Here is a 14,536-nt window from a genome sequence, read left to right on the forward strand (position 1 = left end):
GCTGTGTTTAATGCGATTAACGTCCTGTTGTGCTTTTTTTACACTGGATAAATGTGATTTGCATCACGATAAATGCCTGATCATGGGGGTGTTATGTGTGATATGCGTCACAATTTTATCGAGAGGTTCGCGCAGTAAAAAGAGCGTGGTAGAGTCCGTTTCGCATACAGCATCAACATGGCTGGAACGTTACAACAATTATCACGCGCTCTTATTGTCAGCGCGTAACAATAGGGGTGTGTTTTATGTTTTCACCAGATATCAAGGTTAAAGTTCAAAACTTTGGCCGCTTCCTGAGTAATATGGTGATGCCCAACATTGGCGCATTCATCGCCTGGGGTATCATCACTGCGCTATTCATTCCTACCGGTTGGTTGCCTAACGAAACGTTAGCCAAGCTGGTTGGCCCAATGATCACCTATCTGCTGCCACTGCTGATCGGTTACACCGGCGGTAAACTGGTGGGCGGCGAGCGTGGTGGTGTGGTGGGTGCTATCACCACCATGGGCGTGATCGTCGGGGCCGATATGCCGATGTTCCTCGGCGCCATGATTGTTGGCCCGCTGGGTGGCTGGGCGATCAAACATTTTGACCGCTGGGTAGACGGTAAGATCAAAAGCGGCTTCGAGATGCTGGTGAACAACTTCTCTGCCGGTATCATCGGTATGCTGCTGGCGATCCTCGCTTTCCTTGCCATTGGCCCATTGGTCGAAGCGCTGTCCAAGATTCTGGCGGCTGGCGTGCATATCATGGTGGTTAACAACCTGCTGCCATTGACCTCGATCTTCGTTGAACCGGCGAAAATCCTGTTCCTGAACAACGCCATCAACCACGGTATCTTCTCGCCGCTGGGTATCCAGCAGGCTACCGAAGCCGGTAAGTCAATCTTCTTCCTGATCGAAGCCAACCCAGGCCCGGGTCTGGGCGTACTGATGGCTTATATGTTCTTTGGCCGTGGCAGTGCCAAGCAGTCTGCGGGCGGTGCGGCAATCATCCACTTCCTGGGGGGTATCCATGAGATTTACTTCCCATATGTGCTGATGAACCCACGCCTGATTCTGGCGGTCATTCTGGGTGGCATGACCGGCGTGTTTACCCTGACCGTGCTGAACGGAGGCTTGGTTTCCCCAGCTTCTCCGGGCTCTATCCTGGCGGTGCTGGCAATGACGCCAAAAGGTGCCTACTTCGCCAACCTGACGGCGATCTTCGCGGCCTTCCTGGTTTCCTTCCTGGTTTCTGGCTTCCTGCTGAAAACCTCGAAAGTGAAAGAAGAAGATGACCTGGAAGAAGCGACCCGTCGTATTCAGGACATGAAAGCACAGTCCAAAGGCGGCAAAGCAGCGAATGCAGCGGCAGATGGCGATCTGAACACCGTGCGTAAAATCATCGTAGCCTGTGACGCCGGTATGGGTTCCAGCGCCATGGGTGCCGGTGTGCTGCGCAAGAAAGTGGCAGACGCTGGGCTGAAACATATCTCCGTAACCAACTGCGCGATCAACAACCTGCCGGAAGATGTGGATCTGGTGATTACCCACCGCGATCTGACCGAGCGTGCGATGCGCCATGCGCCGCAGGCCCAGCACATTTCGCTGACCAACTTCCTCGACAGCCAGTTGTACAACGATCTGACCGCGCGTCTGGTGGCGGCTAACAAAACCAGCGAAACCGAGCAGAAAGTGATCGCCACGTTGGACGACAGCTTTGAAGCCGGTGAGCAGAACCTGTTCAAACTGAGCGAAAGCAATGTATTCCTCAACCTGCATGCCACCGACAAAGAGCAGGCAATCCGCTTTGCGGGCGAGCAACTGGTGAAAGGCGGCTACGTTGAGCCTGAGTATGTTGCGGCGATGCTGGAGCGTGAGAAGCTGACTTCCACCTATCTGGGCGAGTCGATTGCCGTGCCGCATGGCACCATTGAAGCCAAAGACCGCGTGCTGCGCACCGGTGTGGTGTTCTGCCAGTATCCGCATGGCGTGCGCTTCGGTGACGAAGAAGATGAAGTGGCGCGCCTGGTCATCGGTATTGCCGCGCGCAACAACGAACATATCCAGGTGATCACCAGCCTGACCAATGCGTTGGATGACGACACCGTGATCGAGCGGTTGGCGAATACCACCAGCGTGCAGGAAGTGTTGGATCTGCTCGGCGGCAAGAAAGCCTGATAACAGAATCATTTTAAAGGGTGCAGCTTGCTGCACCCTTCTACATTAATAAAGGTAGGAATATGAAAGCATTACACTTCGGAGCCGGGAATATCGGCCGTGGTTTTATCGGCAAGCTGCTTGCCGATGCACATGCCGAACTGACTTTTGCTGATGTTAACCAGACGGTGCTGGATGAGCTGAACAAGCGCAAAAGCTACCAGGTTCATGTGGTGGGTGAGCAGGCGCGCGTTGAGAATGTGAACAACGTCAGCGCCGTTAACAGCGGCAGCGAAGAGGTGGTGGCGTTAATCGCCACCGCGGATATCGTCACCACCGCCGTTGGCCCGCAGATCCTGGCAAGAATCGCCGGGACAATCGCTAAAGGGCTGGTTAAACGCCATCAGCAGGGCAATACCCAGCCGCTGAACATCATTGCCTGTGAAAACATGGTGCGCGGCACCAGCCAACTGAAGCAGCACGTATTCGACGCACTGCCGCAGGATGAGCAGGCCTGGGTTGAGCAGCATATCGGCTTTGTTGACTCCGCCGTTGACCGCATCGTGCCGCCAGCAGAGGCAGGCAGCAACGATCCGCTGGAAGTGACGGTAGAAACCTTCAGCGAATGGATTGTCGATCAAACCCAGTTCAAGGGCGTGCCACCGGCGATTGCCGGTATGGAACTGACCGACAATCTGATGGCGTTCGTTGAGCGCAAGCTGTTTACCCTGAACACCGGCCATGCGATCACCGCCTATCTTGGCCAGCAGGCTAATCTGCTGACCATTCGCGATGCTATCCTTGATCCAGCGATTCGCCAGACCGTAAAAGGTGCGATGGAAGAGAGCGGTGCGGTGCTGATCAAGCGTTACGGTTTTGAGGCCGACAAGCACGCAGCGTACATCAACAAAATCCTGTCACGCTTTGAAAACCCCTATCTGCACGATGACGTAGAGCGCGTTGGCCGCCAGCCGCTGCGTAAGCTGAGCGCGGGCGATCGCCTGATCAAGCCGCTGCTGGGTACGCTGGAATATGGCCTGCCGCATGCCAATCTGATCCAGGGTATTGCCGCCGCCATGAGTTATCGCAGTGAGCAGGATCCTCAAGCCAAAGAGCTGGTGGAACTGCTGGCAACGCTGGGGCCACAAGCCGCGCTGGTACAAATCTCCGGTTTACCGGCTGACAGCGCCGTGGTGAGCGAAGCGGTCGCTGCCTATAACGCCATGCAGCAGCCTAAGTAGGTTGGGCATGTGACCCCCCTCTCCGTGTGGGAGAGGGCCGGGGTGAGGGGATTGAGTACGGTGATCTCCCCCCTCACTCTAATCCACTCCCCAAAGGAGAGGGAACGGGTTAGCCTTGCATAAGAGTGATGCTCGACCTCTGTACTTACTCCGTGTACGCTGCGCAGTCCGTTCGCCAACGGATCGCGTCAATAAAGCCTAGTGGCAACGATTGATGAACAATAGAGTGTTAAAGTACTCTCCCCACGCCATTCGAAAAGCGATGATGGAACAAGCACAGGCATTTGAAAACAAAGTGTTGGAAAAGCTGAATGCAGGCAAGACGGTGCGCAGTTTTCTGATTGCAGCGGTCGATCTGCTGGCAGAAGCGCTTAACGTCTTGGTGGTTCAGGTATTCCGCAAAGATGACTACGCGGTGAAATATGCCGTCGAACCGCTATTGTCCGGCGAAGGGCCGCTGGGCGAACTGTCGGTCCGTCTCAAGCTGATGTATGGCTTGGGCGTGATTTCACGCCATGAATATGAAGATGCCGAACTGCTGATGGCGATGCGTGAAGAGCTGAATCACGACGGTTCGGAATACCGCTTTATCGATGACGAAATCCTTGGCCCTTTCAGTGAACTGCACTGCGTCAGCGCTTTGCCGCCGGTGCCGACCTTTCTGCAACCTGGCGAAGCGGATGAATCGCTGATTGCCATGCAGCACCAGCGTTACCAGCAGATGGTGCGTTCCACCATGGTGCTGTCGGTAACGGAGTTGCTGGCCGGTATTGGTGCCAAACAACCCTCCCGCCTTTCCCCGCTGGGTGCGCAAAAGCCTTAAGCAAACGCCATTCATCAAACAGCAGCCACAATGCCGTTGTGGCCATCAAACCCGCCATCACCGCATTAAACACTCTCAGCTTCCAGGTAACGCGCAGCGCGTGGCGCAGCCGATCGCCCATCAATGCCCAAATCAGAATGCAGGGAATATTCACTGCGCTGAAGCTGGCAATGATCAGCAGCGTTTGGCTAAGCGTGGCTCCTTCGCGTGGGGCAAACAGGATCGCCACGTTAATCGCCATCAGCCAGACTTTCGGGTTGATCGCCTGAAACAGCGCGCCATTGATAAAGCGCATCGGCTGCGCCTGCTGTTTGGCATCCGGTGAAGCGGCTTTGAACAGTTTCCACGATAGCCACAACAGATAGGTACAGCCCACGACGGCCAACGGGAAACGAACTGCGCCCACCCAACTGAGGGTTGCAGTCAGCAACGTGATGGTCAGCGCGACCTGTACGGCACAGCCCGCTACGATGCCAAATAACATCGGCAAGGTGCGGCGGATGCCGAAGTTGACGCCGGACGACGCCAGCAACAGGTTGTTGGGGCCGGGGGTAATCGACATCACGGTAACGTAACTGACAAAGGCTGAATCCAGCATAGAAAAGCTCCTAAAGGGTAGAGATGCGGGTTGGTTATCAGCATAAGGGCCGAGGGGGAGTGGTGACAGAACCAGAAATACAGTATTGTTATGGTTACAGTTTCGCTATTTTTAAACTGTACCCATTATCTGGAGCCAAACTGTGACCCTGCTCGATGAGATCCCGGAAATTCGTTACCGGCAATTGGCCGATACGCTGGCGGCGGCGATTCGCCGTGGCACCCTGTTGCCCGGCAGCCGCCTGCCTTCGGTACGGCGTTGTGCGCAGACCCATAGCGTCAGTATCAATACCGTGGTGGCGGCTTATCGCCAGTTGGAAGACCGTGGGCTGATCGAAGCGCGGCCACAGTCTGGTTTCTATGTGCGCGCCACGTTACCAGCGCTGAAAACCGCATCGGCCCCCAGTAACCGGATAGAAAAACCGGCGGATGACGTGCTGGCATTGATCGATACGGTGTTCGCCGCCCAGCAGAATCCGGCATTTACCAATCTGTCGCTGGCCTGCCCGCAAACCAGCGATTTTTATCCCGGTAGCAAGCTGGGACGCATGCTCTCTTCACAGCTGCGCCGCCAGCCCAATCTGATCGGGCAATACGCGTTACCGCCCGGGAGCCTGCGGTTGCGCCAGCAGATCGCCCGGCGTTCAATGACTCTGGGCATGTTGCTGGAGCCAGAGGACCTCACCCTGACGCACGGCTGCATGGAGGCGCTGCAACTGGCGCTGCGCGCCACCACCAAGCCGGGTGACTGCGTTGGCTTGGAATCCCCAACCTATTTTTACCTGCTGCCGCTGCTCGCCAGCCTGGGGCTGAAGGCGTTGGAGATCCCCACCGATTCGCAGCACGGTTTGTCGTTGGATGCGCTGGAACTGCTGCTGCAAGAAAAGCGGCTCAATGCGGTGATCGCCATGCCGACGGTGCAAAATCCGCTCGGGTGCATCATGCCGCTGGCAGCGAAAAAACGCCTGGCGCGGCTGATGAACGATCACCAGGTGCCGCTGATCGAAGATGGGTTGTATGCCGAACTGCAATTCGGTAGTGCGCTCAGCCCGGCGGTGAAGGCGTTCGATCGCGATGGCTGGGTGCTGTTCTGCTCCAGTTTTACCAAAACGCTGGCGCCGGATTTCCGTATTGGTTGGGTGGCCGGTGGGCGCTTCAGCGAAGCGTTGCACAAGCTGAAAGCGGTCTCGTCTATGTCAGAGTCACTGCTATTGTCGGAAACCTTGGCGATGTTCCTGGAAGCGGGCGGTTACGATCATCATTTACGCAACCTGCGCAAACGTTATGCCGCACAGGTGGAAGAGGCCAGAGCGCTGATCGCCCGTCATTTCCCGCGCGGCACGCGGGCGACGCAGCCCGCAGGGGGGTTTGTGTTCTGGGTTGAGTTCCCGCTGGCGGTAGATTCGGTAGCGCTGTTCCATCAGTTGCTTGAAGAACAGATCTGCCTGACGCCGGGTACGCTGTATTCCCCCAGCGGGCGTTATCGCAACGGGCTGCGGCTTTCCTGCTGTTACCCGTTTGATGCCCGCTACACCCAGGCGCTGGCGCGCGTGGGGGCCAAGGCCTGCGAAATGAGCGGGCTGCCAGCCGGAATTGCGTAAGACGAACGATCGGCGTTTTGCTATACTGCCAGCATCATTTTTAGCGTGCCGATAGCGGCACAAACAGGCCAAAGACCATGAAAGAGATAGAAAAGGCAGAGATTAAGCGCCTTAGCGACCTGCTGGACGCACTGAACCATAAAGACACCGTGGTGATCCAACAGGGCAATATCGACCTGATCGCCCAGCACACCAAAGAAAAAGAGAAGCTGGCGGCAGAAATTGAACGCCTGAAACACGTGCGCGTGGAGAAGCTGAGTGCAGAAGCACAAAAACTAAGCCAACTGCCGTTCAGCCGTGAGATCACCAAGAAAGAGCAGGCGGATATGGGTACGTTGAAGAAAAACGTACGCGGCCTGATCGTGGTGCATCCGATGACGGCGCTGGGCCGTGAGATGGGCCTGAAAGCGGTCACCGGTTACGCGAAAAAAGCCTTCTGATCGTAAGTGCCTGGGGTGGAACGCTGTTCCCCAGGCGCTCTCTACCCCGCTTTAGTGGCCGAGCAAACGGCGATTGAAGTCTTCAATTCTGCTGGCCGTAATGCGCATCAGCATGGTTTTACTCCAACTGGCAGAAAGCCCGGCCACCGCCAGCAGGCGGCGATACTGCTCTTCGTCGAACGGCAGGTGCCAGGCAATGCTAATTGCCTCGGCGACGGAAATGTCGCTGCTGCGGGTGACCAACTCGAGCGGCCGATCGCCACTGACCATTCCCGCCGAAATGATACGATATAGCCAGCCGCAGCGGCCGCCTTGTTGCATCAGCACCGAGAGATAATCGATCGCGAAATGCGCGTTGAGTTTGAAGCACGGCGAACGTGGCTGAGTGACCTGGATCAGCGCATCCCCCCAGCGATAGATATCGCCCATAAACACGTTATCTTCGGTCAGGCCCTGGGTAGAAAGGTTTTCGCCAAACGCCGGGGCATGGAACAGCTCGGCCTGTGCCGGGAACTGCTTGCGCCAGTGGGCGTAATGTTCTCGCGGATAGTGGCACAGCGCGCGATCCGGCCCACCGTGGTGGGCTTTTTCTGCCTGTTCGTCCCCCACTAAACCCAGCGGAGTGAGTATCACTGCGCCTTCGACCCGGCGTTTGGCAATCGCGCTGGGCCGCATATCTGCGTAAGGTTGGATGCTGCCGGTATAAACCTCAGGGTGGTGCATAATAACCTCCACTTTCATTGTGCAAACCAGGGACATAACCCAGAGTACCCTGAGTGGGCAGATAGCAACAGCCTAACCTGCCTGACTTGCTTCAAGTGTGGGACGCGTCAGAAAGTGGTCCAGTTGTTTTCCGCTAAGGTGGAGGTTTCCCGCGGTTTTGCTGCCAGCGGTGATTTGACCAGCACCGTTTTCGCCTCGACGGGCTCAGAGTGCTCTGCCAAACGGAACACCGAAACGCTTTGCAGCAGCATTTCCGCCTGTTCTTCCAGCGAATCTGCGGCGGCGGCGGACTCTTCCACCAGAGCGGCGTTCTGCTGGGTGGTGTGATCCATTTCCACGATCGCCTGGCCGATCTGCGCGATACCACGCGTTTGCTCGTCGGAAGCGGCGGCAATTTCCGCCATGATATCGCGCACGTGCGTGACCGAACGGACGATCTGCTCCATGGTATTGCCGGTGTTTTCCACCAAGGCGGTGCCGGTTTGTACGCGGCTGACGGACTCGGCGATCAGCCCTTCAATCTCCTTCGCCGCCTGCGCACTGCGTTGAGCCAGATTGCGCACCTCACTGGCCACTACTGAGAAACCACGCCCCTGCTCACCGGCTCGCGCCGCCTCCACCGCCGCGTTCAGCGCCAGAATATTGGTTTGAAAGGCAATGCCGTTGATCAGGGTGGTAATTTCGGCGATCCGCTGTGAACTACCGGAAATATCACGCATCGTGCTGACAACCTGGCTCACCAACTGGCCACCCTGCTGTGCGGTTTGTGAGGCATCGGTTGCCAACTGATTGGCATGATGCGCGTTTTCGGCATTCTGCTTCACCGTGGCGGTGAGCTGCTCCATACTGGCGGCGGTTTCTTCCACTGCCGCCGCCTGCTGCTCGGTACGTGAGGAGAGATCGGTATTGCCTGCGGCAATCTCCCCGGCGGCGGTGGACACCTGGCTGACACCCATCTGGATTTTCTCGATCATATCGCGCAGATTCTGGCTCATGGCCGCCACGGCATTCAGCAATTGGCCCAACTCATCGCGGCGGGTGCTGGTTTGCACCTGGCGCAAATCGCCGGTGGCAATGCGTTCTGCCAGTGCCAGCGTGGTGCGCAGCGGACGAGTCATTTGCAAGGTGATGCGCCATGACACCAGTAGGCCCGCGAGAATCGCGATCACGGTAATGATGCCCATCTGGATCTGGGCGGCATCGATATTACTGTTGGTTTGCGCCAACTCGTCTTTCATAAACACACCGATCAGCGTATCGACTTTCTGAGCGGTATTGCCGAGTTCCTGGCTGAGCTTTTGCTCGAGGTTATAGGCGGGCAGGTAGGCCGCAATACGGTCTTTGTATTCATCCAGCGCCGCCAGCAACGGTTGCAGCAATGGCCGATCGGTTTCTGCTAAACGCTGGCTGAACCCATTGGCCGCGCTGCGGGCATCGTCGATAGCGCTCAGCAACAACGCTTCCGACTCCTGGTTCGGGCTCAGCAACAGGCCGCGTGTACCATAGCGAATAGAGGTCAGCTTCTGGTTGATCTGGGCAAAAGCCAACGGCAGATCGCCTTGGGCCAACTGCGGTTCGATCTGGCTTAAGCTGTCTTGCACTTCTGCGATATTCCAGGTGGCACGCACGGCATCTTTCTTTGTCACCGCCTGTTGGAAGCTATCTCGCTGCTGCTGATACTTGCCCATCAACTCTTTCAGCGATTCCAACTCTTTACGGCTTTGTGGGTCCCAATTCAGTTCCTGCGCATGATTGATCAGCTTGACCACATTCTCGATATGCGTGCGGTTGCTGTTCAGATAGTCGATTTTGTAGGTTTGGCCGAACATCGCGCGTGCGTATTTCGCCTGGCTGATTTCGCTGGTTATCTGATAGCTGAAATCGATGCGTTCGGTGCGCGATTCAATGAGGCGAAGATAATAACCCCCGGTGCTGGCGATAATGATGGCCAGTAATAAAATCAGGCTAAATCCCAACGAAAGCTTTTTACCCACGCTGAGATGAACGAACTTTCCTGCCAATGTCTTCAGTGCCGCCATAAGATTTTCCTTTTGAGGCGATCGTTAATTAAAAGAGATATCGGCAATGAAAGGGCAAGCTTTAGCTAGAGATGGGTAAAAAAATGCCCGCATCAGCGGGCATCATCATCAGGACTAACAGAATTACTTCTGCGCTTCGGCAAAGCGTTTTGCCGCTTCGTCCCAGTTCACCACGTTCCAGAAGGCTTTGATGTAATCCGGGCGGCGGTTCTGGAATTTCAGGTAGTAAGCGTGTTCCCACACGTCCAGGCCCACCAGCGGGAAACCCGATGCGCCAGAGACGGCTTCGCCCATCAGCGGGCTGTCCTGATTAGCGGTGGAGACCACGGCCAGCTTGTCGCCTTTCAGCACCAGCCAGGCCCAGCCGGAACCGAAACGGGTGGCTGCGGCTTTCTCGAACTCTTCCTGGAATTTCTCCACGCTGCCGAAATCACGCTCGATGGCGGCTTTCAGATCGCCACCCAGCGTGGTACCGGTTTTCAGGCCTTTCCAGAACAGGCTGTGGTTAGCGTGGCCACCCGCGTTGTTACGCATAAAGGTACGTTTGTCGGCAGGGACTTTATCCAGATCCTGGATCAGCGCTTCAACGCTCAGCGAAGCCAGCTCAGGGTAAGCTTCCAGCACGGTGTTGGCGTTGTTGACGTAGGTCTGATGATGTTTGGTGTGATGGATTTCCATCGTTTGCTGATCGAAATGCGGTTCCAGTGCGTCGTAAGCATAAGGCAGGGATGGCAGTGAATAACTCATAATCATCGTCTCCAATGGGTGTTGGGCGGCGCAAGGCATGAGCACCGCATAAGCAAGCGGTTCCCATTATAGGGTATTAAATGAGATTGAAAATGATTATCAATGCCGTATGGGTTGTGTGGTTTTTGTGCTAATCAAGGATACGCTGCGGATGAGTAAACACCGTCGCCCGGCCGGGTTTGCTGAAACCCACCAGCGTCAGATTACTGCGCTCGGCGATCTCCACCGCCAGCGAGGTTGCCGCAGAGACCACAAACAGGATCTCGGCACCGCACATGGCCGATTTTTGCACCATCTCATAGCTGGCGCGGCTGGAAACCAGGATCGCCCCCTGCTGCCAGCCCTGTTTGGCGCGCAGGCCGAGCATTTTGTCCAGCGCCACATGGCGGCCGACATCTTCGCAGCCGCCCAGCAGTTCACCTTCTGGCGAGATCCAACTGGCGGCGTGGGTGCAGCCGGTATGCTGGCCGACTTCCTGCACCTGGCGCAATTGCCTTAGTGCGCGATCGAGATTGGCGAGCGAAAACGTTTGGGTGAAAGGCAGCGGGGTAACCGGGCGGAAGATATCCGCCAACTGCTCAATACCGCATACGCCGCAGCCGGTGCGGCCAGCCATTGCGCGGCGGCGCTCTTTCAGCCCGCTAAAACGGCGGCTGGAAAGCTCAATCTGCACCTCAAGGCCGTTGCAGGTTGGATTAATATCTATACTGTAAATATCGCGTGGTGACTCGATAATGCCTTCCGACAGGGAAAAACCCAGGGCAAAAGCCTCCAGATCTTTGGGGGTGCACATCATTACCACGTGGGAAATGCCGTTATAAACCAGCGCAACCGGAACCTCTTCTGCCAGCCAGTCTTGCTGCTCAATAGAGAGTTGCCCGCGCTGAAATACCGGGGCCTGGATCATGCCTGTGATCGCAGTCTCGTTTATGGGTTGCTTTGGGTCTATATTGTTCACTTTAGTGGTACCTGTTTGTAACAACCCCAAGTCCGCTATGATATCATCGCGGCGTCGTTGCGGCCTTCTGGCCAAGCCAACATAAGAATAGCGATTTTAGCGCTTCCGGCTTTGCTGGGGAAAGCGCCATTTGAAACAATGTGACAACACGAGTGAAAGGAGACCCCCATGCAGGTCAGCAGAAGGCAGTTCTTTAAGATCTGCGCTGGCGGTATGGCAGGGACGACGGTAGCTGCTCTGGGCTTTGCCCCGGAAGTGGCGTTAGCGGAAACCCGGCAGTACAAGCTGCTGCGCGCCCGTGAAACCCGTAATACCTGTACGTATTGCTCAGTCGGCTGTGGGCTGTTGATGTACAGCCTTGGTGATGGCGCGAAGAACGCCAAAGAGAGCATTTTCCACATCGAAGGGGATCCGGATCATCCGGTAAACCGTGGTGCGCTTTGCCCGAAAGGCGCAGGTCTGGTGGATTTCATCCACAGCGAAAGCCGTCTGCAATACCCGGAATATCGCGCGCCAGGTTCTGATAAATGGCAGAGAATCAGTTGGGATGATGCCTTTACCCGCATCGCCAAACTGATGAAAGAAGACCGCGATGCCAACTTTGTAAAAACCAACGATAAAGGCGTCACCGTCAACCGTTGGCTGACCACCGGTATGCTGTGTGCCTCGGCCTCCAGCAACGAAACCGGATACCTGACACAAAAATTTAGTCGCGCTCTCGGCATGCTTGCCGTAGATAACCAGGCGCGTGTCTGACACGGACCAACGGTAGCAAGTCTTGCTCCAACATTTGGTCGCGGTGCGATGACCAACCACTGGGTTGATATCAAGAACGCGAACTTAATTATCGTCATGGGCGGTAATGCGGCAGAAGCGCATCCGGTGGGTTTCCGCTGGGCGATGGAAGCCAAAATTCATAATAAAGCCAAGCTGATCGTCATTGATCCGCGCTTTACCCGTACCGCATCGGTGGCGGATTTCTACACGCCTATCCGTTCTGGCACCGACATTGCCTTCCTGTCGGGCGTTTTGCTGTACCTGATCACCAACAACAAGATCAACCGCGAATACGTTGAAGCCTATACCAACGCCAGCCTGCTGGTGCGCGAAGACTTCAGCTTTGACGATGGCCTGTTCAGCGGCTACGACGCGGAAAACCACAAGTACGATAAAACCACCTGGAACTACCAGCTTGATGAGAACGGCTTTGCCAAGCGTGACGTTACTCTGCAAGATCCTCGCTGCGTGTGGAACCTGCTGAAACAGCACGTCAGCCGCTATACGCCAGAGGTGGTGAACAATATCTGCGGTACGCCAACCGAAGACTTTATCAAGGTTTGCGAATATATCGCCGAAACCTGCGCCAACGACAAAACCGCCTCGTTCCTGTACGCCCTGGGCTGGACACAGCACTCGGTCGGCGCACAGAACATCCGTACCATGGCGATGATCCAGCTGCTGCTCGGCAACATGGGCATGGCGGGCGGCGGCGTGAACGCCCTGCGTGGCCACTCCAACATCCAGGGTCTGACCGATCTCGGCCTGCTGTCACAGAGCCTGCCAGGCTATCTGACGCTGCCTTCCGAGAAACAGCCGGATCTGGACACCTACCTGAAGGCCAACACGCCGAAAACGCTGTTGCCGGGCCAGGTGAACTACTGGAGCAACTACCCGAAATTCTTCGTCAGCCTGATGAAGAGCTTCTACGGTGATAAAGCGCAGAAAGAAAATAGCTGGGGCTTTGACTGGTTGCCGAAGTGGGACAAAGGCTACGACGTTCTGCAGTACTTCGAAATGATGTCGCAGGGCAAGGTTAACGGCTACCTCTGTCAGGGCTTCAACCCGGTCGCTTCGTTCCCGAACAAGAACAAAGTGGTGGGGGCGCTTTCCAAGCTGAAATTCCTGGTGACCATCGATCCGCTGAATACCGAGACTGCCACTTTCTGGGAGAATCACGGCGAATCGAACGATGTTGATCCTTCGAAGATTATGACCGAAGTGTTCCGCTTGCCATCCACCTGCTTTGCGGAAGAGAACGGCTCGATCGTTAACTCCGGCCGCTGGCTGCAATGGCACTGGAAAGGGGCTGATGCCCCGGGCGAAGCGCTGGCCGATGGTGAGATCTTGGCGGGGCTGTTAACGCGCCTGCGCGAGATGTACAGCCGTGAAGGCGGTGCAGTGCCTGAGCAGGTGCTGAACATGAGCTGGAACTACCTGACTCCGGATGCTCCGGCGCCAGAAGAAGTGGCGATGGAAAACAACGGCAGAGCGCTGGCGGATGTTCTTGATCCAGACGGCAAAGTGCTGGCGAAAAAAGGCGAACAGCTCAGTACCTTCGCGCATCTGCGTGATGACGGTACTACCTCGAGCGGTTGCTGGATCTTTGCCGGTAGCTGGACGCCTGCGGGTAACCAGATGGCGCGCCGTGATAACGCCGATCCATCCGGCCTTGGCAACACGCTGGGCTGGGCCTGGGCTTGGCCGCTCAACCGCCGCATTCTGTATAACCGTGCTTCTGCCGATCCTGCCGGGAAACCGTGGGATGCCAAACGTCAGCTGATCGGCTGGGATGGCACCAAGTGGAGCGGGGCAGATATCCCGGACTACAGCGCCGCCGCACCAGGCAGCGACGTCGGGCCGTTTATCATGCAGCCGGAAGGCATGGGCCGCCTGTTTGCCATCGACAAAATGGCGGAAGGGCCGTTCCCTGAGCACTACGAGCCGTTTGAAACGCCGCTTGGCACCAACCCGCTGCACCCGAACGTGGTTTCCAACCCGGCGGCGCGCGTGTTTAAAGACGATCTGGCGACGATGGGCAAAGCCGATAAGTTCCCGTACGTGGGCACCACTTATCGTCTGACCGAGCATTTCCACTACTGGACCAAGCACTCGCTGATCAACGCGATCATGCAGCCGGAGCAGTTTGTGGAGATCGGTGAAAAGCTGGCTGAGAAGAAAGGCATCAAGCACGGCGATCTGGTGAAAGTCAGTTCCAACCGTGGTTTTATCAAAGCCAAAGCGGTCGTGACCAAGCGTATCCGTACGTTGCAGGTGCATGGTCAGGATGTGGACACCATCGGTATCCCGATTCACTGGGGCTATCAAGGTGTGACGCAGAAAGGCTTTATTGCCAATACGTTGACGCCGTTCGTTGGCGATGCCAATACGCAAACGCCAGAGTTCAAGGCGTTCCTGGTTAACGTGGAAAAGGTGTAACGGAGACGAA

At 56.3% G+C, this 14,536-nt stretch carries 10 protein-coding genes and 1 pseudogene; 6 read left to right on the forward strand and 5 right to left on the reverse strand.

The features are described from left to right. Positions 1–245 precede the first annotated feature (245 nt). The 3 genes from ACX1CU_RS00390 (at position 246) to ACX1CU_RS00400 (ending at position 4,205) form a co-directional block, all read left to right on the forward strand. Positions 246–2,162: a PTS mannitol transporter subunit IICBA gene (locus tag ACX1CU_RS00390; RefSeq protein WP_459400709.1), complete on the forward strand. Its 1,917-nt coding sequence runs from the start codon at positions 246–248 to the stop codon at positions 2,160–2,162. Positions 2,163–2,224: 62 nt separating this feature from the next. Then, positions 2,225–3,382 carry a mannitol-1-phosphate 5-dehydrogenase gene (locus ACX1CU_RS00395; RefSeq protein WP_459400710.1) on the forward strand — a complete coding sequence of 386 codons (1,158 nt, stop codon included), beginning with the start codon at positions 2,225–2,227 and terminating at the stop codon, positions 3,380–3,382. Between the two features lie 262 nt (positions 3,383–3,644). Further along, positions 3,645–4,205 carry an MltR family transcriptional regulator gene (locus ACX1CU_RS00400; RefSeq protein ID WP_156293496.1) on the forward strand — a complete coding sequence of 187 codons (561 nt, stop codon included), beginning with the start codon at positions 3,645–3,647 and terminating at the stop codon, positions 4,203–4,205. Positions 4,206–4,209: 4 nt separating this feature from the next. Here ACX1CU_RS00400 and ACX1CU_RS00405 read toward each other — a convergent pair. Continuing rightward, positions 4,210–4,803 (reverse strand): annotated as a pseudogene (locus ACX1CU_RS00405) (LysE family translocator); the annotation flags it as partial. Positions 4,804–4,945: 142 nt separating this feature from the next. Here ACX1CU_RS00405 and ACX1CU_RS00410 point away from each other — a divergent pair. Next, positions 4,946–6,403, forward strand: coding sequence for an aminotransferase-like domain-containing protein (locus ACX1CU_RS00410; protein WP_459400711.1), 1,458 nt, complete (start codon positions 4,946–4,948; stop codon positions 6,401–6,403). 77 nt (positions 6,404–6,480) lie between these two features. Beyond that, complete coding sequence (locus ACX1CU_RS00415; protein WP_459400712.1) at positions 6,481–6,843, forward strand: YibL family ribosome-associated protein; 363 nt, start codon at positions 6,481–6,483, stop codon at positions 6,841–6,843. A gap of 51 nt (positions 6,844–6,894) precedes the next feature. Here the strand turns inward: ACX1CU_RS00415 and yiiM are convergent, their stop codons facing one another. The 4 genes from yiiM to fdhD all read right to left on the reverse strand — a co-directional run bounded on the left by yiiM (position 6,895) and on the right by fdhD (position 11,259). Continuing rightward, positions 6,895–7,566 carry a 6-hydroxyaminopurine reductase gene (yiiM, locus tag ACX1CU_RS00420; protein WP_459400713.1) on the reverse strand — a complete coding sequence of 224 codons (672 nt, stop codon included), beginning with the start codon at positions 7,564–7,566 and terminating at the stop codon, positions 6,895–6,897. Positions 7,567–7,673: 107 nt separating this feature from the next. Next, the gene (locus tag ACX1CU_RS00425) at positions 7,674–9,605 is read right to left on the reverse strand and encodes a methyl-accepting chemotaxis protein (RefSeq protein WP_459400714.1); all 1,932 of its coding nucleotides are present in this window, start codon (positions 9,603–9,605) and stop codon (positions 7,674–7,676) included. A gap of 123 nt (positions 9,606–9,728) precedes the next feature. Further along, positions 9,729–10,352, reverse strand: a complete 624-nt coding sequence (gene sodA, locus ACX1CU_RS00430; protein WP_459400715.1) for a superoxide dismutase [Mn] — start codon at positions 10,350–10,352, stop codon at positions 9,729–9,731. 130 nt (positions 10,353–10,482) lie between these two features. Then, complete coding sequence (gene fdhD, locus ACX1CU_RS00435) at positions 10,483–11,259, reverse strand: formate dehydrogenase accessory sulfurtransferase FdhD (protein WP_459402900.1); 777 nt, start codon at positions 11,257–11,259, stop codon at positions 10,483–10,485. 219 nt (positions 11,260–11,478) lie between these two features. On the opposite strand from fdhD, the gene fdnG reads away from it, so the two are divergent. After that, entirely contained in the window at positions 11,479–14,526 is a 3,048-nt protein-coding gene (gene fdnG / locus ACX1CU_RS00440; protein WP_459400716.1) for a formate dehydrogenase-N subunit alpha, read from the forward strand. Positions 14,527–14,536 lie beyond the last annotated feature (10 nt).

The organism is Serratia sp. D1N4, assembly GCF_054552755.1.